Source organism: Paenibacillus sp. FSL L8-0158 (assembly GCF_038592965.1).
In the GTDB taxonomy this organism is placed as follows: domain Bacteria; phylum Bacillota; class Bacilli; order Paenibacillales; family Paenibacillaceae; genus Paenibacillus; species Paenibacillus polymyxa_D.
In genome coordinates this window covers 5,788,087-5,811,552 of sequence record NZ_CP151949.1, presented here as the reverse complement: position 1 = coordinate 5,811,552, position 23,466 = coordinate 5,788,087, and the positions used below count along the sequence as shown (strand labels likewise).

General features: G+C 48.2%; 22 protein-coding genes. All 22 read left to right on the top strand.

Annotation, left to right across the window (positions count from 1 at the left end; translation table 11 throughout):
* Positions 1-6 precede the first annotated feature (6 nt).
* The 22 genes from opp4C to NSQ68_RS25680 all read left to right on the top strand — a co-directional run bounded on the left by opp4C (position 7) and on the right by NSQ68_RS25680 (position 23,243).
* Complete coding sequence (gene opp4C, locus NSQ68_RS25785) at positions 7-930, top strand: oligopeptide ABC transporter permease (RefSeq protein ID WP_071644151.1); 924 nt, start codon at positions 7-9, stop codon at positions 928-930.
* Between the two features lie 13 nt (positions 931-943).
* Entirely contained in the window at positions 944-1,927 is a 984-nt protein-coding gene (locus tag NSQ68_RS25780; protein WP_264454327.1) for an ABC transporter ATP-binding protein, read from the top strand.
* Positions 1,924-2,889 (top strand): dipeptide ABC transporter ATP-binding protein, encoded by a 966-nt coding sequence (locus NSQ68_RS25775; RefSeq protein ID WP_342427610.1) that lies wholly within the window; start codon positions 1,924-1,926, stop codon positions 2,887-2,889. The genes NSQ68_RS25780 and NSQ68_RS25775 overlap by 4 nt, the downstream gene beginning before the upstream one ends.
* Positions 2,890-3,047: 158 nt before the next feature.
* The gene (locus NSQ68_RS25770) at positions 3,048-3,989 is read left to right on the top strand and encodes a D-alanyl-D-alanine carboxypeptidase family protein (protein WP_307350564.1); all 942 of its coding nucleotides are present in this window, start codon (positions 3,048-3,050) and stop codon (positions 3,987-3,989) included.
* Positions 3,990-4,226: 237 nt separating this feature from the next.
* On the top strand, positions 4,227-5,285 hold the full coding sequence (locus NSQ68_RS25765) for an LCP family protein (protein ID WP_342427609.1): 1,059 nt from the start codon (positions 4,227-4,229) through the stop codon (positions 5,283-5,285).
* Between the two features lie 45 nt (positions 5,286-5,330).
* Entirely contained in the window at positions 5,331-5,759 is a 429-nt protein-coding gene (locus NSQ68_RS25760; RefSeq protein ID WP_013312792.1) for a CBS domain-containing protein, read from the top strand.
* Between the two features lie 121 nt (positions 5,760-5,880).
* Positions 5,881-6,183, top strand: coding sequence for a MazG-like family protein (locus NSQ68_RS25755; RefSeq protein WP_013312791.1), 303 nt, complete (start codon positions 5,881-5,883; stop codon positions 6,181-6,183).
* Positions 6,184-6,188: 5 nt separating this feature from the next.
* Positions 6,189-7,106: a DUF2232 domain-containing protein gene (locus tag NSQ68_RS25750; RefSeq protein WP_342427608.1), complete on the top strand. Its 918-nt coding sequence runs from the start codon at positions 6,189-6,191 to the stop codon at positions 7,104-7,106.
* A gap of 11 nt (positions 7,107-7,117) precedes the next feature.
* Entirely contained in the window at positions 7,118-9,106 is a 1,989-nt protein-coding gene (locus NSQ68_RS25745) for a DHH family phosphoesterase (protein WP_029518947.1), read from the top strand.
* Positions 9,103-9,546, top strand: a complete 444-nt coding sequence (gene rplI / locus NSQ68_RS25740; protein WP_013312788.1) for a 50S ribosomal protein L9 — start codon at positions 9,103-9,105, stop codon at positions 9,544-9,546. The genes NSQ68_RS25745 and rplI overlap by 4 nt, the downstream gene beginning before the upstream one ends.
* Before the next feature lie 2 nt (positions 9,547-9,548).
* The gene (gene dnaB, locus NSQ68_RS25735) at positions 9,549-10,907 is read left to right on the top strand and encodes a replicative DNA helicase (RefSeq protein ID WP_023991136.1); all 1,359 of its coding nucleotides are present in this window, start codon (positions 9,549-9,551) and stop codon (positions 10,905-10,907) included.
* Between the two features lie 376 nt (positions 10,908-11,283).
* Complete coding sequence (locus NSQ68_RS25730; protein ID WP_029518946.1) at positions 11,284-12,570, top strand: adenylosuccinate synthase; 1,287 nt, start codon at positions 11,284-11,286, stop codon at positions 12,568-12,570.
* Positions 12,571-12,773: 203 nt separating this feature from the next.
* Positions 12,774-13,598 (top strand): ABC transporter permease subunit, encoded by an 825-nt coding sequence (locus NSQ68_RS25725; RefSeq protein WP_029518945.1) that lies wholly within the window; start codon positions 12,774-12,776, stop codon positions 13,596-13,598.
* 53 nt (positions 13,599-13,651) lie between these two features.
* Positions 13,652-14,683: an ABC transporter ATP-binding protein gene (locus NSQ68_RS25720; RefSeq protein ID WP_342427607.1), complete on the top strand. Its 1,032-nt coding sequence runs from the start codon at positions 13,652-13,654 to the stop codon at positions 14,681-14,683.
* Between the two features lie 98 nt (positions 14,684-14,781).
* Positions 14,782-15,951, top strand: a complete 1,170-nt coding sequence (locus NSQ68_RS25715) for an extracellular solute-binding protein (RefSeq protein WP_307350576.1) — start codon at positions 14,782-14,784, stop codon at positions 15,949-15,951.
* Between the two features lie 2 nt (positions 15,952-15,953).
* The gene (locus NSQ68_RS25710) at positions 15,954-16,796 is read left to right on the top strand and encodes an ABC transporter permease subunit (RefSeq protein ID WP_307350578.1); all 843 of its coding nucleotides are present in this window, start codon (positions 15,954-15,956) and stop codon (positions 16,794-16,796) included.
* A gap of 31 nt (positions 16,797-16,827) precedes the next feature.
* On the top strand, positions 16,828-18,342 hold the full coding sequence (locus NSQ68_RS25705; protein WP_342427606.1) for a hypothetical protein: 1,515 nt from the start codon (positions 16,828-16,830) through the stop codon (positions 18,340-18,342).
* Complete coding sequence (locus NSQ68_RS25700) at positions 18,339-18,806, top strand: hypothetical protein (protein WP_342427605.1); 468 nt, start codon at positions 18,339-18,341, stop codon at positions 18,804-18,806. Before NSQ68_RS25705 ends, NSQ68_RS25700 begins: the two co-directional genes overlap by 4 nt.
* Positions 18,799-19,806: a CehA/McbA family metallohydrolase gene (locus tag NSQ68_RS25695; RefSeq protein WP_342427604.1), complete on the top strand. Its 1,008-nt coding sequence runs from the start codon at positions 18,799-18,801 to the stop codon at positions 19,804-19,806. Before NSQ68_RS25700 ends, NSQ68_RS25695 begins: the two co-directional genes overlap by 8 nt.
* Before the next feature lie 27 nt (positions 19,807-19,833).
* Complete coding sequence (locus tag NSQ68_RS25690) at positions 19,834-20,550, top strand: GntR family transcriptional regulator (RefSeq protein WP_342427603.1); 717 nt, start codon at positions 19,834-19,836, stop codon at positions 20,548-20,550.
* Positions 20,551-20,697: 147 nt separating this feature from the next.
* Positions 20,698-21,354 (top strand): hypothetical protein, encoded by a 657-nt coding sequence (locus NSQ68_RS25685; protein WP_342427602.1) that lies wholly within the window; start codon positions 20,698-20,700, stop codon positions 21,352-21,354.
* 365 nt (positions 21,355-21,719) lie between these two features.
* Entirely contained in the window at positions 21,720-23,243 is a 1,524-nt protein-coding gene (locus NSQ68_RS25680) for a M23 family metallopeptidase (RefSeq protein ID WP_342427601.1), read from the top strand.
* The last annotated feature ends 223 nt before the right edge of the window (positions 23,244-23,466 follow it).

Here is a 23,466-nt window from a genome sequence, read left to right as displayed (position 1 = left end):
ATACTATTGTCCGCAGAAACAGTCACGATTGAAACGAATCAAAAGGCGGCGATCCGTCCTGAAGCGTCTCCATGGAGAATCGCCGTTCGCCGTTTTAACCAAAACCGTCTGGCTTTGGCTGGTCTCGTTATATTAATTCTGATGGTTATCATATGTATATTTGGACCGATGATTTCACCTTATCATTTAGATGATTACAAGCTAGCTGACAAAAATTTATCGCCTAATGCTAAGTACTGGCTCGGTACGGATAAGTTTGGTAGGGATATTTTGCTGCGTACGATGCTGGCTGGCCGTATTTCCTTGACGGTGGGGCTGGTCGCCACGTTTATTTCGGTCATGATCGGCGCGACGTTGGGTGCGCTGGCAGGGTTTTATCGTAAAGGCGTGGACACGGTTATTATGCGGATTGCCGATATTTTCATGGCACTCCCTACATTACCACTGCTTATTATTTTAGGTGCTGTTCTGTCGGATTTGAAGGTCGATCCGTCGAATCGCATTTATTTTCTGATGCTCATTATCGGGGTCCTGAGCTGGACTAGCTTGTCCCGTCTGGTCAGGGGACAGATTCTTACGCTGCGTGAACAGGAGTTTATGCAAGCGACGGAAGCGCTGGGCTTGAGAGACCGCCGTAAAATATTCCGACACTTGCTGCCGAACACCATTCCTACAATTATAGTTACGGCTACGCTTGGAGTAGCGGGTGCGATTATTACAGAATCTGCGCTCAGTTACTTGGGAATCGGCGTTGTGCCGCCTACACCTTCGTGGGGGAACATGATATCGGCTGCGAATAACCTAATTGACTTCCGCAAACGGCCTTGGATATGGGTCCCACCGGGTATGTGTATTCTAATTACAGTTGTAGCGATTAATCTGATTGGCGACGGTTTGCGTGATGCGCTGGACCCTAAAATGAAGAAGTAGGAGACGAACGTTTATGGAAAATGCTTTGATTGAATTTCGTAACCTGAAAACCCACTTTCATACCTCTAACGGAACTGTCAAAGCGGTCAATGACGTCAGTTTTAAAATTCGTGAGGGTGAAACGCTCTGTGTGGTAGGGGAATCAGGCTGCGGTAAGAGTGTAACCGCGATGACGATGATGCGGTTGATTGATTCTCCCCACACCTCAGACGGACAAATCTGGTTCGAGGGCAAGGACCTCCTAAAACTCAATAAAGGTCAAATGCAGCAAATTCGCGGCAATGACATCTCGATTATTTTTCAGGAGCCCATGTCTTCTCTGAATCCCGTGCTTACGATTGGGGAACAGATCACGGAGCCATTGCTGATGCATACATTAATGAGTAAAAAAGAAGCACATGCTCGGGCAATTGAACTGATTAATTTGGTGGGGATTTCGCGGTCGGAAGAAATATTTCATTCCTATCCTCATGAATTGAGTGGCGGTATGCGCCAGCGGATCATGATTGCCATCGCATTAAGCTGTAATCCGAAGTTATTGATTGCGGATGAACCAACAACGGCACTGGATGTTACGATTCAGGCACAGATTTTGGATTTAATGCGGGATTTGAAAGATAAGCTTAAAACGTCCATTATGCTCATCACGCACGACTTGGGCGTCGTGGCAGAAATGGCTGACTATGTGGTCGTTATGTATGCTGGAAACGTTATTGAAGAGGCGCCTGTCATTGAGCTGTTTAAAAATCCGCAGCATCCATATACTCAAGGCTTATTAAAGGCAAAGCCTGTCATTAATCAGAAAATGGATCGACTGTATTCCATCCCAGGACAGGTTCCAAACCCGATTGAGTTGGAAGAAAATTGTCATTTCCATGATAGGTGCTCCCACTGTATGCAAATTTGCAAGGATCAGGCTCCTCCTTTGAATGAAAAGGAGAATGGTCATAAGGTTGCCTGCTGGCTATATGAGAAAGAAGGAGGGCAACGGATATGAGCGAGCCTTTGATTCAAGTGGAAGGGCTGAAAAAGTATTTCCCGATCACAGGCGGGATTTTTCAGCGTACTGTCGGACATGTGAAAGCAGTCGATGATGTATCCTTTAACATTCATAAGGGTGAATCCTTCGGTCTGGTAGGAGAATCGGGTTGCGGCAAAAGTACGATTGGACGAACAATTCTCAGATTGATGGATAAGACAGAAGGATCGGTACGATATAAAGGCGAAGACCTGCACTCGTTAAACAAGGAGCAGATTCGTGCACTTCGTCCGAAGCTGCAAATCGTCTTTCAGGACCCTTTTAGCTCATTGAATCCGAGAATTAAGGTCGGTGAAGCCATTGGAGAGGCGTTGCTGGATCACGGGTTGATTGATCGTAGTGAGCTGCGGAAGAAGGTCAATGAAACGCTGAATATATGCGGGCTGTCCTCGTATCATTATGATCGGTATCCGCATGAGTTCTCTGGCGGCCAGCGTCAGCGGATCGGGATTGCAAGGGCGTTGATTTTGAATCCTGATTTTATTGTGGCTGATGAGCCGGTATCTGCTCTAGATGTGTCTATTCAGGCCCAGATTATTAACTTGTTAAGTGATTTGCAGCAGGAACGCCAATTGACCTATCTGTTCATTTCGCATGATCTAAGTGTAGTCGAGCATCTGTGTAGCCGGATTGGTGTGATGTATCTGGGTTCAATGGTAGAGCTTTCCTCCAAGGAGGAACTGTTCAGTAATCCGCTTCATCCGTACACGAAGGCACTGCTATCGGCAGTACCGATTCCCGATCCCACGATCAAGAGACAACGGATTGTGTTAAAAGGAGACATCCCATCTCCGGCCAATCCGCCTTCAGGATGCAAGTTTCATACACGTTGTCCTATGGCAGAAGCGCGTTGTAAAACAGAGACTCCAGTATATCGCGATGCGGGCGATCAGCATTTTGTAGCCTGTCACTTTGCCTAAAACATATAACTAGGAAGCAAAATATCCGTCATCCTGAAAGCAGGATTGACGGATATTTTGGCGTGGAATAAAAAAGGTAAAAAAATTGTATCTTTTTTTCGAAAAATTGCAGACAAAATGGATTTTTCATCGTCTAATAGAGTATGGAGGTTATTACGATGATGAAAAAACACTGGATACGTTGGGCTATTGTCGTCCCGTTACTTATTATATTGATTTTTATTACACTTGGACCCCGCCTGTTGATCGGAAAGCCGAATGTGGATGCAGAGGCAGCGGTGCTGATGGACATGCATACTGGGGAATTGCTGATGGATGTGAACGGTGATACGCCTATGCCTTCCGCAAATATGTCCAAGCTCATGACCGAGCTATTGGTGCTGGAGGATATTCGGGCCGGACGGTTAGGTTGGAATGATGAAGTGCGAATTAGCCGTTACGCGAGTACGGTGGGTGGTGTAAATCTGTCTCTTCGGTATGGTGAAAGGATGACCGTATCCGAATTGTTCCAGAGTATGGTTGTGTATTCAGCGAATGATGCCGCTGTCGCGTTAGCGGAGCGTTCAGCAGGGAATGAATCAGCTTTTGTGAAGCGTATGAATGGAAAAGCTGCCCAAATAGGGTTGTCATCCGATAGTCGCTTCAGCAATGCCTCTGGGGCAGGTCAGAATGAATTGGGGCCCAATCACCCTGAGGATATTCGGGGAGAAACGAAAATGACAGCAAGCGACACGGCGAAGTTGGCCTCCTATTTAATTACGTCACACCCGGAGATTTTGAGAACGTCCAGCCGTACGCAGATGGAGTTGAAGGATAAAGGCATCTACATTAGTAATACGAACTGGATGCTGCCTTCCTTGGCTGGACCTTACTCTTACGCAGGAACGGACGGACTGAAAGCAGGCTACACAAGCGATGCTGGATACTGCTTCACGGGTACAGCTGAGCAGCATGGAAGAAGGCTAGTTGCTGTGGTGCTGGGTGCTCCGAGCAAGGAAGAGCGTTTTGAGCAGACCCGGAGGTTGTTCGATTATGGTTTTGCCCTGTCGACTTCTTTTCCGGTACGACTGCAAAATTTGGTGAAACTGGCTCCACATTAAGGCAAAAAAATGACTCTGAAAGCTACATAGGATACGAATATAAATATGAATTGGGGCTTTGACCGTGAGGTCGAAGCCTCTTTTAGTATGAATTCAAGGAGCTGACCACGCCATGACACTTTTGACAACAAGGTAGCAGACCTTTTATGCTTTGAGGGGAAGTTTTCGCTTCATGAGGGATCAATTCGGTTTAATGAAGAGATGGGATTTGTGACGGAAAGAAGGAAGGTACCGGTTATGGAGAGAAGACATAGGAGAAGGACCAGTGGAAAGACCAAAAAGAAAAAGAGGTTTACCGCTCTATATATTTCATGTATTGTTTTATTTTTGATTGCATTGGGAGGCTACCTGTTCCGCAAACAGCTGACACTGGTGGCTTTTGACTGGTTTGTATCACCGACGTTGGAAAGCAAGCTGGAGAAATCCTATCAGCCCCGACAATCCGGGGAACAGCAGCAGCAAGAGACAGTAGCTTACCGTAAGGAACCTTTTTCGGTGCTGTTATTGGGTACGGATCAAAGGCCCAATGAAAAGGCGCGTGGTCGCTCGGATACGGTTATGTATGCGGTAGTACGGCCCGCGGAATCGCGTGTGCTTCTGGTTTCCATTCCAAGGGATACGTACGTACAGATTGCCGGACATGATCCTAATCGCGATGGCGAGGATGATTTTGATAAGTTGGGGCATGCTTATGCGTTCGGAGGCGAAGATATGTCCATGGCTACAGTAGAGAAGTTGATGGAGCATAAGGCCGATTATTATGCTACGATTAATTTCCAGGGTATTCAGGATGCGGTGAATGCAGTGGGTGGAGTTGTGCTTCCAATCGACAAGCCCATTGAGAATAAGAATCCGCTGCATATCAAGTTCCGTATTGAGGCGGGCAAGCCGCTTTATAATGGTGAGGAAGCCATGTATTATGTTAGGTATCGGGAAGATAGCGACTTCAACCGTACCAAACGGCAGCAAATTTTCTTGAACGCTATGGCGGATAAGCTGCTGAATATCAACGGAATTACCAAGATTCCGGAGTTGCTCGATATTATGGGAGCCAATTTCAAAACCGACATGGAACCTACTTTTATCACTGGGCTTGGCAAGCAGGCTATTTCACAGGGGAATCCGCAAATTTCAAGTTTTACGATTACGGGGGAAGGGTTCAAGAAGAAGGGCCTGTATTATGACCGGGCTAATGAACAGGAACTTGAATATGCCAGACTCATCATTGCCAACTGGCTAGATTCCGATACAACCCCGCAGACGCTGAGGCTTCCCGACAAGCAGGACATTCAGTGAATAATCAATGGATTTATATTTGATTTTGAGGGGGATTCGTTTCTCATGAATATCGCTTTTTTCTTGCTTCCCAAACAGGAAGTTGCTTGTGTAACGGCGGATGCTACTTTACGGCAAACGTTGGAACGGATGGAATATCACCGTTTTACAGCGGTTCCTATTTTAGATAAGGAAGGTAGATATACAGGTACGGTTACAGAAGGTGATCTGTTGTGGCATATGAAAGAGTCCGAGGGGAAAATTACCTTTGAAAACGCTTCTAAGTTTATGCTTAAGGACGTTCCGTTGCGGGTTACGATGAAGCCCGTGTCCATTGATGCTAACATGGAGGATTTAATCAATTTGGCTAAGGTACAGAACTTTGTGCCCGTTGTAGATGATATGGAACGGTTTATTGGCATTGTACGTCGCAGCCAGATTATTGAGTATTGTGAAAAATTTGTATCCAGGGAATCGCTTAATACTTCAAGCTAAAATAAGCAACAAAGCTGCTCCGAAAATAACAATTTACCCTATGGGGTAACAGTTATTTTCAGAATAGGATATGCTATAATGGAGAATAAAGCTTTTTCAGAGGGGTGTGACTCTTCATCATATGCCTAAAGAAATGGATGTAGTTAAACGAGCCAAGGTTATTGAATGGCTTAAAACAGAGGTGCTGGACCAAGTCTCCCGTCTGTTTAAGGCAATGTGGGAAGGCAGTACGGCCCGCATTGGTGATTGCTTGGCGAGCTTAGTGATGAGCAGTTATATTTTGGGGAGGCGCCTTGGAGTGTCTTACCGTGAATTGGATGATCTACTCATCGACAAGCTAAGAAAGCACAGAAAAGAAGGACACCAGCTGGAGGATTGGTATCAGGACATTTCCGCACTGGAAGAACATATGCGTAAGAGGTGAAAACGTTGAAATTCCGCTTGGCAACTGTAGCATGGAGCGTCATTTATTTGCTTCTGCTGCTGACTCTATTGACACCATTAAGAATCATTACCGTATTTTTGCTGATTGTGCCTGGCGCTGTATTGTTTTCATCGCTGCCTTTCAAAGGATTTCTGGTTCACGTCATACCGGTGCTGTTAATTATAGCGCTACTCGATGTGTATTCGCTGCTCCCTGCGATTTATTTTCTGATTCCTTCAATCATGATGGGACGGATATATAAAAAGGGAGGACCTGCTTTTCAGGCGTTGATGACCGGAATGGGCATTATTTTAGCCGAGTTGTTGGTTGTTCTGTTTATCGCCACGTATTCCTTTGGGTTTGATCTTGCGCAGTATCTTCGTGATCAGGCTGCGATATCGGCAAGTATTGTACAGCAGGCTTTGAGTGCTAGTCCGATGTTTTCAAACATGAATTGGACGGCAGAGGATACGCAGAAACTCGGCACAATGCTGATTGGAAAAATTCCGTATGTGCTGATCGTGACCTCGTTCATATTGGCAGTGATTACGCATGCTTTGGCACGTCCGGCATTGAGCAGTCTCGATGTACCAGTACGCAAAATGAAGCCTGCCCGCGAGTGGAGGCTACCGCGCGCGCTGATATGGTATTATCTGCTGGCAATTGTAATTGAATGGATAGCAGGGTCTTCCGATAGCGGCTGGATTCAAATGGTCTCCATTAGTATGCTGCCGCTGATTCATGCATGTTTTATTATCCAGACAATTGGTTTTGTATACTTCTGGACGCATAGCCGTAAAATGAGCCCGGTGATTGCGTTGCTGCTGTCACTCGTCGTTCTGGTGTTCCAGCCGCTCCGCATTATAGGTATTATTGATTTGGCCTTTCCGCTGCGTGAAGCTATTACAAGATCAAAGAAATAGGGTGAACAGTCATGCCTAAATTTCTACAAAAACGCTGGCACGGCTATCAGACGGTCTGGGCGTTTTTGCTGCTGCTAGTGCTTGTCATATGTATTTCCATGTACAACTGGGAACTGGGTGTGATAGGACTGCTGCTGTCATTCTTGCTCGGCGGGCTGATGCTGAAGACGGAATTGGATTTTCGTCGGGAACTGAATCAATATATCAGCGGTCTTTCCTTCCGGATCAAGCGGGTGGAAGGGGAAGCGATTAGCACATTGCCGTTCGGCATCATTTTATACAGTGAAAATCGAACGGTAGAATGGCACAATCGGTTTGCCGGGGAGATGTTTGAGGAGCAATCGCTGATTGGTGAGTCTCTTCATGATTTGTTTCCTCAACTCGCAGGTGCTCTAAGCACCAAAAAGGAAACAAAGGAGCCTGCTCGTGAGCTGAAGGTGGAGCTACAGCATGATGAGCGTCATTATCAGTTTCTGATCGTGCCCGATGAGCGTCTGATATATTTGTATGAAGTAACGGATTTGGCGGTGCTACGCAAGCAGTATGAAAACGAGCGATTGGCGCTCGGTATCGTCATGCTCGATAATATGGACGAGGCTGCTCAGGGGATGGACGATCAGCAACGCACCGCGCTTATTGCGAAGGTGTCAAGCGAGATTACATCTTGGGCTAATCAGTACAATATTTATTTGCGCCGATTATCTTCTGAGCGTTATCTCATTATGCTGAATCATAAAGCGCTCCAGGAGCTGGAGCAAAGTCGATTCGTCATTCTAGATACCGTAAGGGAAATGACGGCGGATTTGAAAGTACCGATGACACTGAGTATTGGCTTGTCCTTCGGTGCAGAGAGCATCAAGGAGCTAGGCGAGCTGGCCCAATCCAGTCTGGATATGGCGCTTGGACGTGGGGGCGATCAGGCAGCAGTGAAGGCGGGACAACGCCTGTCCTTCTACGGAGGCAAGTCCAATGCTGTCGAGAAGCGTACCAGAGTACGTGCCCGAGTCATTGCACATGCGTTGCGTGATCTGATGCAGGAGAGTGACCGCGTGCTGATCATGGGACACAAAATACCGGACATGGATGCGGTGGGAGCCGCCATCGGTGTGTGGAAGGCTGCGGCACTTTACAATGTAGAGGCACATATCGTACTCGATAAATCCAATCCGTCTATCGACCGAATGATGGAGCAGGTAAACAAGGATGAGAATTTATCGCAAGCGCTCTTGACGCCAGAGCAGTCGCTCCAGCTGATGACTGAGCACAGTCTGCTGGTCGTGGTGGACACGCACAAGGCCTCCATGACGATTGAGCCGCGTCTGGTGCAAACGGCCAGTCGGGTGGTGGTTGTCGACCATCATCGTCGGGGCGAGGAATTTATTAATGATTCGGTTCTGATCTACTTGGAGCCCTATGCGTCATCGGCCTGTGAGCTGGTGACCGAGCTGCTGCAATATATTCATGAGAAGGTCCAACTGACACCGCTGGAGGCAACATCACTGCTGGCAGGGATTACGGTGGATACCAAGCATTTTTCCCTGCATACAGGCTCGCGTACATTCGAGGCAGCCGGCTTTTTACGCCGTAGCGGAGCAGATACTGTTATGATCCAGCGCATGTTAAAAGAGGACCTGGATGAATATATTGCTAAGGCGGAAATTATTAAGCATGCTAAAATGATATATGGGCATATCGCAATTGCGGTAACTGAGCCCGGACAGAAAATACCGCAGCTCCTGATTGCTCAGGTGGCGGATTCATTACTCAATATGACGGATGTACTGGCCTCCTTTGTGGTCAGTGAACGTCCTGACGGCCTGGTGGGGATCAGCGCCCGTTCACTCGGACGCATGAACGTACAGGTCGTCATGGAACGGCTAGGCGGCGGAGGACATCTGACGAATGCGGCGGTTCAGCTGGATTGCCCGCTGGAGGAAGCTAAGCGCAGAGTGGTCGACGTGCTGGCCGAAATTGATGGGGAAGAGGGGTTATTTGAATGAAAGTGATATTCATTAAAGATATGAAGGGCCAAGGCAAGAAGGGGCAAATTAAGGAAGTGTCGGACGGTTATGCAGCGAATTTCCTGTTGCCGCGTGGTGTTGCCCGTCCAGCGACAGAGGGAAATATGAAGACGCTGGAAAACCAGAATGCTGCTGAGGAAAAGCGCAAGCAAGAGGAAAAAGAAGAGGCGCAAGCGCTCGGCAAAAAGCTGGAAGAGACAACGGTTCAGCTCAAGGCGAAGGCTGGTGAAGGTGGACGGCTGTTCGGCGCGATTACAAGCAAGCAAATCGCGGAGGCAGTAGCTAAAACTGGTATCAAGCTGGACAAACGCAAAATTGAGCTGGAAGAACCGATTCGTACGTTGGGCGTGACTCAAATGACCGTTAAGCTTCATCCTGAGGTCAAAGCTACGCTGAAAGTACAGGTGACTGAAGAATAATTATGGGCGGCGAATTTTTTGATCGGATTCCTCCGCAAAATCTGGAGGCTGAACAGGCGGTTATCGGGTCTATTTTGCTCCAGTCTGAAGCACTGATTACCGCAATGGAGCGGGTGCAGACCGAGGACTTTTATGATAAGGCTCATCAGATGATTTACGAAGCAATGATTGAGCTGGGTGAATCCGGACAGCCGATTGACTTGGTTACGCTGACCTCGAAAATTCAGGACAAGGGACAGCTAGAGGATATCGGTGGTGTCAGTTATCTGGCGAAGCTGGCTCACGGAGTGCCTACAGCGGCTAACGTAGATTACTATGCCCAGATCATTGAAGAAAAAGCGATGCTTCGTCGCTTGATCCGTGCAGCTACGCAGATTGTGAGCGAAGGCTATAGCAGTGGCGAGGATGTCGCTGGTATGCTGAGCGATGCTGAGCGCAAGATTATGGAGATATCCAACGGGCGCTCGGGTAGTGGCTTTATTGCCATCCGCGATGTCGTGATGGAAGTATTTGACCGCGTTGAATTGCTGCATCAGAACAAGGGCAACACGACCGGGATTCCGTCCGGGTTTGTTGATTTGGACAAGATGACGGCGGGGTTCCAGCGCAATGACTTGATCATTGTGGCCGCCCGTCCATCCGTAGGTAAAACAGCGTTTGCTCTGAATATTGCGCAAAACGTTGCGGTTCGGGCAAAAGAGACAGTAGCCATCTTCAGTCTGGAGATGTCGGCCGCTCAGCTTGTGCAGCGGATGATTTGCGCCGAGGCCAATCTGGACGCGAACGTCATGCGGACAGGTGAATTTAAAGGCGACGATGATTGGGCGAAGCTGACGATGGGCATTGCAGCCTTGTCAGAGGCGGAAATCTATATCGATGATACGCCCGGCATCACTGTGGCTGATATCCGTGCCAAATGCCGCCGTCTCAAGACGGAAAAGGGACTGGGCATGATCGTAATCGACTACTTGCAGCTTATTCACGGACGAGGCAAAGCAGGCGAGAACCGGCAGCAGGAGGTATCTGAAATCTCACGGACATTGAAGCAAATCGCTCGTGAACTTGAAGTGCCTGTAATTGCCCTCTCCCAGCTGAGCCGGGGTGTGGAGCAGCGTCAAGACAAGCGGCCGATGATGAGTGACTTGCGGGAATCGGGTTCTATCGAGCAGGATGCTGATATCGTGGCGTTTCTGTACCGGGATGATTACTATAATCAGGAAACAGAAAAGAAGAATATTATTGAGATTATTATTGCCAAGCAGCGTAACGGCCCGGTCGGTACGGTAGAGTTAGTCTTTCTCAAAAATTATAATAAATTCGCTAATTACGAGCGTGCCCATTCGGATGCGTTCGCCGGATAACATATTAGTATCATTAGAAAAGGCTCTTTCGACGCGGATTTCGCGATCTCGAAAGGGTCTTTTTTTATAGAATTCACTATTTTCATATAAGGAATGAAACTCTCAATTACGAACAATACTATTTTCATGTAATATAATGTTCGCTTTTTATTTGACTTTAAAAAATGGTGCTGTTACACTTATAGTGCTGCTTCAACGCAGTGGGGAGAACATTACGCCCGGGGCTTTCCGAACCTACGGAATGTCTGCGACGGACGTTTTTTCCTGCTGTCCGCGAACGCTCCATATCTGCTCGCTCAGGCGGTTGAAGTCGGATATGCGTAGTGTGTCAGCTCAAAATCAGAGTGTCTGTGGGCACTCCACGGAGGAATGAAACATGTCAACTGTAGTCGTTGTGGGAACACAATGGGGAGACGAAGGCAAAGGTAAAATCACGGACTATCTGGCGGAAAGCGCTGAAGTGGTGGCCCGTTACCAAGGCGGAAACAATGCTGGTCATACGATTCTCATTGACGGTAAAAAGTACAAGCTGAGCCTGATTCCATCCGGCGTTTTTTATGAAGATAAAAAGTGTGTTATTGGCAACGGCATGGTAGTAAATCCAGCCGCTCTTATTGAAGAAATTACTTACATTCATGATAATGGCTTCTCCACAAAAAATCTGGTCATTAGTGACCGCGCACATGTGATTATGCCGTACCATATGACGCTGGATGTGCTGGAAGAAGACCGCAAAGGTCCTAACAAAATTGGTACTACCCGTAAAGGGATCGGCCCTGCTTATATGGATAAAGCTGCACGTAACGGTATTCGTATTGCTGATTTGCTGGATGCAGAGGAATTCGAAAAGAAGCTGCGCCATCAAACGAAAGAAAAAAACCAAGTGATTGAACAAGTATATGGCGGCGAGCCATTGGATGTAGAAGCAATACTGAAACAGTATCTGGAGTATGCTGAATTTATCCGTCCTTATGTAGGAGATACGTCTGTCGTGTTGAATGATGCGATTGACGCAAATCAAAAGGTACTGTTTGAGGGTGCGCAAGGCGTTATGCTCGATATCGACCAAGGTACGTATCCATACGTTACGTCCTCCAACCCGTCGGCAGGCGGCGTATGTATTGGTTCCGGTGTGGGACCGTCCAAGATTCAACAAGTCATCGGTGTAGCTAAATCGTACACAACTCGTGTAGGTGATGGACCCTTCCCAACTGAGCTGAACGATGAAGTCGGCGATTATATTCGTGAAACTGGTCATGAGTACGGTACGGTTACAGGTCGTGCTCGTCGTGTTGGCTGGTTTGACAGCGTCGTTGTGCGCCATGCCCGTCGTGTCAGTGGATTAACAGGTCTTTCCCTGAACTCGCTGGACGTATTGACTGGCCTGAAAACGGTGAAAATTTGCACAGGTTACAAGTACCGCGGTGAGGTGATTACGCATTATCCGGCTAGCCTGAAAATGCTGGCGGAGTGCGAAGCGGTATATGAAGAAATGCCAGGTTGGAGCGAAGACATCACTGGCGTGAAAACGCTGGAGGAACTGCCTGAGACTACACGCAACTACGTACAACGTGTGTCTGATCTGACAGGTATCCCAATTGCTATTTTCTCGGTTGGGCGTAATCGTGATCAAACGAATCAGGTGCTTCCGATTTATTTGTAGGACAAGAATGATATAGCTATTAATACATGATCAAAGAGAGAGGCTGTTAGCAGCCTCTCTCTTTTTTTATTCTGTGAAGTGTTAAATGGTATCTTCCCCTTTACATAATCTTATCTTCCTTGTCGATTTGTGATAACAAACCCTCTCTATAATCCAAATAGAAAAGAGATTTGGACGTCTAGACGTCTTGAGAGGGATGAATTATGAACTGGTATCTTCGCTCACTCGGCACACGAAAAATTGTGGAATTTATCGTACTTGTCATTTTCGTCATTTTTTTCCTGGGGCCTCTGACCAATCTCCTCCTTTTGGCGGTTTCGGGAAAATGGCAGTATCCTGCACCGCTCCCGCAGAGCTTGTCACTGGAATGGTGGAAGTTCGTACTTACCCAGGACGATGTAGTCAGCTCGATTTCCCTATCCTTCCTGATTGCGATCACCGTTACGGTCTGCTCCATTATCGTATGTATTCCTGCTGCTTATGCCTTTGCACGAATTTCTTTCCCGCTCAGTAAGTGGTTTCTTTTCTCATTTCTGCTTACGCATGCTTTTCCGAAAATGGGTTTGTATGTGTCCATTGCCGTACTATTCTACCAATTCGGGTTGATGAACACATTTGCAGGCATTGTGCTTATCCATATGGTAAACACGCTCATGTATATGACCTGGATTCCTTCCTCTGCCTTCCGCAGCGTACATCGTGCACAGGAGGAGTCAGCGCGGGATGCTGGAGCCGGACCCTTTCGGGTGTTTTGGAAAATCACCTTTCCTATGGCGCTGCCCGGCATTGTGGTCGCCTCCATCTTTACCTTTCTTGCTTCACTAGATGAAGCACAGGGGACACTTCTTGTCGGAACGCCGGACTATAAAACAATGCCAGTCATCATGTATTCCATCATTGCTGATTATCCGAGCACAACGGGCGCTGTTTTCTCTGTCATTCTTACCCTGCCAACGATCATTCTGCTATTGGCAGCCAAGCGTTTTGTAAGTGCCGATGTATTGGCAGGTGGGTTTCAGGTGAAATAACGTGATTGGTCAAAAGAGGAGTTTGCAAATTCCTGAAAAAGGAGCCTAAGCTAATGCCCATTCAATTATCCATTCAAGAGTTAACCAAGCGCTTCAAGACAGGAGACGGAGTCAAAGGCATTTCACTTGACGTGATGAAGGGAGAGCTGGTGACACTGCTGGGACCTTCCGGCTGTGGTAAAACAACCGTGCTTCGCTCCATTGGCGGCTTTTTGGACCCAGACAGTGGCGATATTCAGATTCAGGGAAAAAGTGTACTCAAGCTGCCGCCCGAAAAGCGCCCGACGGCTATGGTGTTCCAAAGCTATAATTTGTGGCCGCATATGACCGTGTATGACAACCTAGCTTTCGGGTTGAAGATTCGCAAGGTGAAGAAGGCAGAAATTGACCGCCAGGTGAAGGAAGCGCTAGCGCTGGTTCGGCTAGAGAGCGCAGAGCGTAAAACGCCAGGACAGCTCTCGGGCGGTCAGCAGCAGCGGGTAGCACTCGCTCGGGCTCTGCTGCTAAAGCCTGATGTATTGCTGCTGGACGAGCCTTTTTCCGCACTTGATGCCAAATTGCGCATGGAGATGAGAGAAGAGCTGCGCGATATCCAGACTCAGACAGGGATGACGATGGTGTTCGTCACCCATGATCAGGAGGAGGCGCTGTCCATTTCCGACCGAATCGTCGTTATGAATGCGGGTCGAATTGAGCAGCTCTCTTCACCTCAGGAGATTTATGACAAGCCACAGTCACTTTTTGTAGCGGGTTTTATTGGCCGTATCAATTTATTAAAGGGGGTGAGCACAGGTCGCAGTGTCTCTGTGAGCGGAATACCGTTTGCGCAAGAGCATGAATACACAGGTGAATCCATGGTTGGTGTAAGACCAGAGGATATTGTTCTGACGACGGAAGAAAATGGTTCTCTAGCCGGAACAATCAGACAAGTGATGATTCTCGGGCATTATGCGGAAGTTTCGCTGGATAGCGGTACCCATCATCTGAAAATGTTTGTGCCGCGTGAACGAGCGGCCGAGCTGCGCAGTGGAGAGCACATCAGATTCAGCTTCAGTAAAATGGTTACTTTTCCAGCAGCACAGTGAAGATTCACGATCAACCTCTATATCACATCAATGTCCATCACGAACGCATCATCTGGTGATGCTGCGAACTTGTGCAACTATCTAAAGGAGGCAATAACGTGTTTGGGAAAAAGAATATGGGTCTGGTTTTGGCAGGGGTACTTAGTTTATCGTTGTTGGCTGGCTGTGGAAACGGCGGTAATGCTGCCACGGCTACAGGGGAAGCCAAGTCTACAAAAGCGGGAGCCGCTACGGGAACGACGGAAATTTCCTTGTACACTGGAGGGTCTCTGAACGTCAAAGAGCTGTGGGAAACGTTAATCAAGGACTTTGAAGCTAAAAATGATCACGTTAAGGTCAAACTGGTGTATTTGCCAGCAGGAACCGGAGGCGCATCTACACTGGATCGTCTGATCGCAGCCAAGAAAAGCGGGCAAACCGATACAGATATCGACCTGTACGAAGGCAGTCTGGATGACATCACCAAAGGGGTAGGCGAGAAACTGTGGGAAACGGTGGATGCTGCCAAGGTTCCAAATTTAAAGAATGTGGATGAAACGTATCTCAAGCAAGTCAACAATCAGGCCATTCCATACCGTGCCTCTTCGGTTGTACTTGCCTATAACAGTGCAAAAGTAGCGACACCTCCGAAAACAGCCGACGAGCTGTACACGTGGATTCGTCAGCATCCGGGCAAGTTTGCCTATAATGATCCGTCCACAGGTGGGTCAGGCAGCTCATTTGTGAACACGGTTATCTATAATTTCCTTCCACCAGAGGCGATGAACAGTGATGATCCGGCAAATATGAAGAAATGGGATCAAGGCTTCTCACTGCTCAAGGAACTGGGCCCTTCAATGTACCAAAAAGGAGTCTATCCTAAGAAAAACCAAGGTACGCTTGATATTTTAGCAAGTGGAGAGGTAGACATGGTTCCAGCCTGGTCTGATATGGCGCTCGAACAACTGGCTAAAGGACTGCTTCCAGACACGGTGAAGCTGACACAGATCGACCCTGCTTTTACAGGTGGCCCTTCTTATCTGATGGTTCCTTCGCTTTCCTCCAAAAAAGAAGCAACACAGGAATTTCTGAACTACGTGCTGACGCCTGAAGCGCAAACGGTGGTTATTAACAAAATGTACGGCTATCCGGGGATTAAGTGGAATCTGATGCCAACGGAGCTGCAAGAGAAATTCAACAGTGTATCTTCTGGATACCGCAGCTTTAACAGCGGAGAGCTTCAGCAGGAAATCTACAAACGCTGGCAAAGTGAAGTAGCGGGCGGTTAATCATGAGTTCATTGTCCAAAAGGGGGATGCTGGGGCTTGCCCTGGTCATCCCGTCTTTTCTCATTTTGCTGGTCGTCGTTATTATTCCGATTCTCTATGCCGTAAAGGAAAGCTTGATTGATCAATATGGAACGGGCTACGGGCTGGCCAATTACATCCGGCTGTTCACGGAACCTGCCATGCGTAGAAATATCATGTATACCATTAATGTCACATTAGTCTCGACGGCCCTTACTCTAGTCATCAGCTATGCTTTGGCGATTTATCTGAGATTCGGCAAAGGGATTGTCGTAAAGTGGATAGGCCGCTTGTATTTTATCCCGATGTTTGTTCCCGGCGTAATTGCAACGTATGCGATCATTACCATGTATGGCAATCACGGTTGGGCTGCACGTCTTTTGCTGCCGCTTGGCATTGAAACGATTCCGAGGATTATTTATGACTACAAAGGGCTGGTGCTGGCTAATTTGTGGTTCAACATTCCGTTCGCAACCATGCTGCTCAGCTCAGCACTTGCCAGCATTCCAAACGCTGTCGTCGAAAGCGCCAGAGATGCCGGAGCCAGCACGATGCAGCTGTTTGGGCGCTTTATTTTACCCCTGTCCTACAAAACGATGTGGGTTGCGGTGACCTTCATTTTTATGGGAATCATGGGCAGCTTTACAGCTCCCTTCCTGATCGGTGCCAACTCACCACAAGTGCTGGGTGTTGCGATGCAGCAGGTGTTTTCCAGTTATCAGGAGACGCATACGGCCAGCGCAATGGCAGTGTTTATGTTTTTACTGTGTTCTTTTATGGGCTACTTTTATATTCGGACAATGGTGAAGGATGCGGATGCCAGCTAGACCGCCGTTATACACTAAGGAGGTTACAGGGATGAACAGCCAAGCAGAGGTGCAAATTACCGGGTTTAGTGGGCGAGTGTGGGAAAAGGATCTGCTGGATTGCGGTTATCGGATTGCCTTACACAAGGCCGAGGTTGAACTCAGTCCGGGAAACGGATTCCGGTTTACATTTTCCATGCCAGAAGATGGATACGCGGAGCTTGATCTGTTCGCCAGATCAGACAGTGACTGGGCTGCGACAGATCGAGAATCTGCTTTCGTACGTCTCTATCTGAATGAAGCCTATAATCAAGATGTCATTTTGTATTATGGCAGCAGTCAGGGAGTGTACACCCGTTTGTTGGGGTATCTACAAGAAGGCGATTACGAGGTCTATGCCGAATTTCGCGAACTGGAATCGGCTCCGCTTGTATCTCGAGCATGGATTGACGGGGTTGAACTGCGCTGCGTGGCTGATTCCTCTCCAAGATCACTGATTTATCGCCATACCCCGCTTTTATATGGGCGTAATCTCTCACATCCCTATGAGAATCGCTTTACGGATACACCGCTTGTTTTGTTCTATTCCGTGGAAGGGAATGAGGAGAAGACGATCATCGAATATCAGATGATGTTCAGCCATGAAGATGAGGGAACGCCTGCGCCACTGCTTATGAGCAAATGGGGAAGAACCACCGATATCGAATGGATGTACCGCGTCGAATTGGATGGAGATGGCAATATTCTGGAAGCTGTTTTCCAGGGGGCACATCATATTACGACTGCGTTTAATGGCAATTATGATCTGGGTGGGCATCCTGTTCTCCAATCCGCAACAACCAACGGAAACTTTAAGGATGACATTTCATCGGACTATCGTTTTATGCTGCCGCCTGCTTTCCAATGGAAACCAGAGGAAGAGCCGCGTGAGGCGGTCATGAGCCGTTTTCCTTTTGCCTATCAGGTCACTGGGTGGGAGATGGAACGTCAGCAGGAGCTGGAAATACCGTCACAAGCGTCTTCCATTACACTTGCACACCAGCGTAGCTATGTGTTTATCCAGACTTCAAAACGCCCCTTGCGGGATTCAGACAGAGAATCGTCTCCAGGGTTCAAGCCGGGCTTCAATCGGCGCGAGGAAGATGCATGCGTCGATGTCCAGCTTCGTCTCCACGGCTCGGAGCAGTGGTATTCATCATGCCACCATGATCTGAGACTCGGGGAGTTTAGAGCCGCTTATGAGGGGGCAGAGTCACATTTTTCTACCACGGTCAAGCTATCTGGAGAGGCTGTGCTTGAGGATATAGCTGAAATCAGAGCCGTATTGCTGGAAGGCGGTGCGGACAGCATGGAAGTGGCTGGACTGTGTGCCTTTACGTTAAACGAGGATAATCTGCCGCAGTTTCCAGGTATTCGTACAGACCGGGTGATTGAGCTGACGCGGCTTCAACCCGTAGGTGTTTTATGGGCGGCAGACAAGGACGTGTCGGGTGATGAAGGACATAATGTGAATGATATGGTGAAGCATGTTGTGGATGAACCGTCTGGCCAGGATGGGAAGTCATGAGCAGCCTACTGAATGTGGAAGGAACGGTCGACAGAACCTGCACCCAGAGCCATATTACGTACTCTTTTCATATTCCACAGCCGACTAGAACGATCCGTATTCACTTCTCTTATACGCCCAAGTTATTGGAGGATCAAGAGCAAGCACGAGAAATCATTGAGGAAAGCATGAGCAAATACGGATACGACGAGCCGGGGCATTCATCCAACCTATGGAAGAAGTATATACCGCTGCAAAATTTATTAACGCTGTCTGTCGATGATCCTCTCCGTCACCGTGGAAATGCACACCGTCCCGAGATGCAGCAGGAGCATTGGCTCGGTTCGTCTGCGGCCTCGCCGGGATTCCTCGCAGGAGATAATCCGGCGGGCATGTGGCGGATTACGGTCAGTCTGCATGCCGTTGTAACCGAGACGCTTGCCTACCAAATTCATGTATTGGGGGAGGAAGCAGCATATGCTTAAATGGATTCCGGCTGAGCTTCACACCCATACGCTTCACAGCGACGGAAAGCAAACACTGGAGGAGCTTGTTCAAAGCGCAGTGGATCTGGGACTTGAGTGCATCGCTATGACGGATCACAACACGCAATCGGCACTTGCGGATCAGGAACGGGTTCAGCGGCAGTTTGGTCTCCCGATCATTTCAGGGATGGAGTGGACGACCTTTTACGGGCATATGCTGACGCTTGGGGTTGACCGCTTTATTGACTGGCGTGTGCTGGGGCCAGATGACATTCATGAGGGGATTCGGCAGGTGCATGAGCAGGGAGGCATTGCAGGGATTGCCCATCCGTTCAGGATCGGAAGTCCGATCTGTACGGGGTGCTTTTGGGAATACACGATTCAGGATTGGCATGAGGTGGATTATATAGAAGTCTGGTCAACGCTTATGCCATCTATTAAGCGGGATAGCCAGCGGGCGTTTGCCATGTGGACCGATTTGTTGAACCAGGGGTATCGCATCACTGCGGTAAGCGGTCGGGACTGGCATGTATCTAAACCGGATGATGCGCTTCCGGCTGTTACGTATTTGGGGGTTCATGATGCAGCAGAAGAGCGAGAAGGTTTAGCAGGCCGGGCAGTCGAGGCGATTCGCCACGGTTCAGTATCAGGGACGATGGGACCGTTACTGACGGTGTGGGCACAGATTAAGGGCAGAAAAGATCGTTATCACATCGGCGAATGTCTAGAGCTGACTGTAGAGGATTCACTATCTGTGACGGTCCAATTGGATGTGGCAACAAGAGCAACCCATTACAACCTCGAGCCTCAGAATCTTCGTCTTCTACTGACAAGTAGTCATGGAATATGCTCCGAGATTCAGATCCCTGCTCAAACAGGAGAATATACGCTGTCATTGCAAGACCCTCTAGGAAAGAGCTGGATACGAGCCGAGCTTTACGGCTGCATGGAAGACTGCGTGATGATGATTGCTTTTACGAATCCGATTTATATGGCTTAACACAATAGAAAGGCTGGGCTTCGGACGGTGTCAACCAAACAAGAGAACATCAAGCAGCGTATAGAAGAATATATGAAGGTTAATCAAATGGGTCCGGGGGATCGGCTGCCGTCGGAAACTGCACTTTCCCAATCGTTTCGTGTCTCGCGTACGACGCTACGGGGAGCAATTCGCCAACTGGAATCGGAAGGTAAGCTACTAGTAAAACACGGGAGTGGCACGTTTGCTACTTGTCCGCTGCCGAGTATTCCAAGCTCGCTGGACCGCCTGTACAGCATCGGTGACATGATTCGTTCGGCAGGGCTACGGGAAGACGAGCAGCTGGAATCCATTCAGAGAATTTCGGTTTGTCCACCTGATATTGCCGAACAGATGAGGTTTTCCGAGAATGAGCCCATGATTGCTTTAGAGCGTACACGCACTGCCAACGGAGAGGCTGTAGCCCACTCTATAAACTGGATGCCAGAGAAATTAGCCGCTCCCATTTTGGAAGGTGACTCTTTTTCAGGCTCGCTTTTTCAGAGTCTTGAGTTCAAGGCGGGGGTACGAATCGTCGGAGCGTATTCCGAGCTTACCGTTCCCAACTATGACGACGCACATATGGCACGTCTGTTGAAGCATCCGCAGGCTACGGTATTACTATTGAAGCAGCTTCACTATGATGAAATGAACAGGCAGGTGCTGTATTCTCTGGATTATGTCCGTAGTGACATTTTCCGTTTCTGGGTGCGTCGTACGCGCTGATTCAATCAGAATGTGGCATCTTCTATTGAATTGTGCTAGTTTTACATATTCCATGGGTTAAAAGTCGTCATATCTCGTCAATACTGATCTATATGCACTTCATGATGATACACACATGGCAGGATGCGTATAAGGAGGTAACGGGATATGAGGTGGCTTGGATGGCTGCTAAAAAAAGGAATGACGGTGGTGTTGGTTAGCGCACTAACGCTGGCAGTGACAGGTGTAGTCGTTAATGCTTATGTTCAATCGCTGCTGCGGCAGTTTAACATTCAGCTTGATCAACAGCCCATATGGGGATTGGGTTGGTTAAAAGGCAGTGCGGGTACTGACCAAAGCACAGACACGGGGAAGAACAAGACGACAGGAAGTGGCTCGGGAAGTGTAACACCGCCTGATGATGCGTTGCCTGTCATGGGACAGGGCTTAGAAGAAAGCGGAAGTGAGGCTGGTGGCGCAGCCAATGGCAAGGTATCTCAGGAGGGAGCTACGTCGGCCGGAACATCAGGCAACGAGTCACGGAAGCAGGCAGAAGGTACAGCTACACCTGAAACGAGTATTGAAGGCCATGATTTAGTGATTACGCCCGACCATTTGACGGAGAAGAAGAACAATTTACCGGCTGCACAGAAGCAGGAGATTTTTGCGATCCTGATGAATAAGCTGCCGCCGGAGGAGATGCAGAAAATATCAGCCGCGATGGAAGGCGGTCTCACTGAGCAGGAGCTTCAGGATATTCAGCAGGTGCTTGCGAAGTATTTGACCAAAGAGGAATATAACAAGCTGATGGCTTTGCTTAAATAAGTATTTTACAAAAATCCAATAAGTGACTTCCAATGAACAAGATATAGATCGAAATGGGTTAGTTCGCCTAGATGAATTCATGGGCAATGCTTATGCTCAAAATAGGACTGTAGAATCCGCGCCATGCGCGGATTTTTTGGCGTGTCAGGAAGGAACTGGAGTGTAGTTGAATTCTTTGTAAAGGCTATGTTAAAGTAAACAGTGTTGTGAAAAGGTTAAATTTTTGAAACCTTTTACGCAACTATGCAATGGTAGATAGCGACTAATATCATAGATGCTTGTGAATACAGGCTAGATTCATAGTGTGAAAGACCAATAACGAATGCATTTATATAGAGATAAGATATGCTGAAAAGGAGAGAGTCATGAAGGTTTTGAAGGAGCAGGATTCACCAGACAGCAGGAATGCAGCTTCCAACGTTGCAGACAAGCCTGCCGTGGAAGCGGGGAAAATAGCAAAGTGGTTGAGCGGTCGGAGAAAATGGCTGAGCTGGACGGCAGGCGGTGTGGTGATTGCAGGCAGTCTTATTTTTGCGAGTAATCAGTATGTCGGGGCTAACACAGTTCCTTATTATAAAGTGTATGTAAAAGGCGTCGAGGTCGGAAATATCTTGAATGAGCAACAACTTAAACAGCTGTACGCAACGAAGAGCAAACAGTATAAGGATAAGTATCCCGGCGTGGATATGGTGCTCAATACGAGCGCGGTAACGACAGACATTGAGAAGGCATATAAAGCGGATATCGACAGCGCAGCCACGCTGAAGAAGCTGGACGGTATGCTGACAGCGTATGCCAAAGGGGTAGAAGTGAAGGTCAACGGACAGACGGTTGGCATTGTAAAGGACAAAGCGACTGCACAGGCGGCTTTAAAGCAAGTACAGAAGAAGTACACACCTGTGGGTGAGGGTACATCTACAGGCATCAAGGGGCTGGTTCGCAAAACATCTGTGGGCAGTAGTCATGCGAGTGCTAGTACTAAAACCCCTAAGGCATGGCTGGAGTCTGCCAGTATCCGTGAGAAAATCGCGTATGAGCCTGTGAAAGCAGACCCGAACAAGGTGCTGACCGAGGCTGAAGCAGTCAAAGTGTTGACTGAGGGGCGTGAGGCTCCTATCACGTATACAGTGCAAGAAGGCGATTCTTTGTCGTCGATTGCAACTAAATTTAATATGACCGCTTGGGAGATTAAGCAGAACAATCCCGGCTCGCGTGAGCTGTATTTGCAAATTGGAGACGAATTGAAGCTTACTGCTCCGAAGGCTCCGGTTACGGTGCGAACAGTAGAGAAGGTCGTCGAACAGATTGCCATCGAGCCTGAGGTTGAGATTCGCCAGAGCGATGAACTGAAGGCAGGAGTTACCAAAGTGGTCAGACCGGGACAAGCAGGTCTTAAAGAGATGGACTATCGTTTGACCAAGGAGAACGGTGAGGTCGTGCAAGAGGAATGGCTCGGTCAAAAGGTGCTGCAGCCGTCTGTTACTGAGGTGGTTCTTAGAGGAACGAAGGTCGTGGGAGAAGGCTCAGGACAGTTCGCTTGGCCGGTGTCCGGCGCATCGATGTCAAGTAGCTTTGGCGCACGCTGGGGACGTATGCATGAGGGTGTCGATTTGGTCGGTAGTGCTGACATTCGCGCATCAGATGAAGGCGTGGTAACATTTGCAGGTCAGCAGAATGGATACGGTAATGTCATTATGATCGATCATGGCAACGGCTACCAAACCGTGTACGGGCATTTGAGCAGCATTGGCGTTCATGTAGGACAGGTGGTTCAGCAGGGCGAATCGATCGGGGTCATGGGGAACACGGGACGCTCGACTGGAACGCATCTGCATTTTGAAATTCGTAAAGATAATACGCCACGCAATCCAATGACGTATTTAAGATAGGTTGGATGTTTATATCGAGAGTTACATGATTTATGAGGATCAAGGGGAAAGGCCATGTTTTTCTGCATGCTTAACAGTAGGTGCAGGCATGGTTTTTTTCTGCGTAAATAAAAGGGTCTGGAGAAGTAATGGAATGGTGCACGGGTATGATAGAATAGAATAAACATCTTATAGGTACTGACAAACGAAAGTTAATTATAGATTATGATCCATGAAGAGAGGT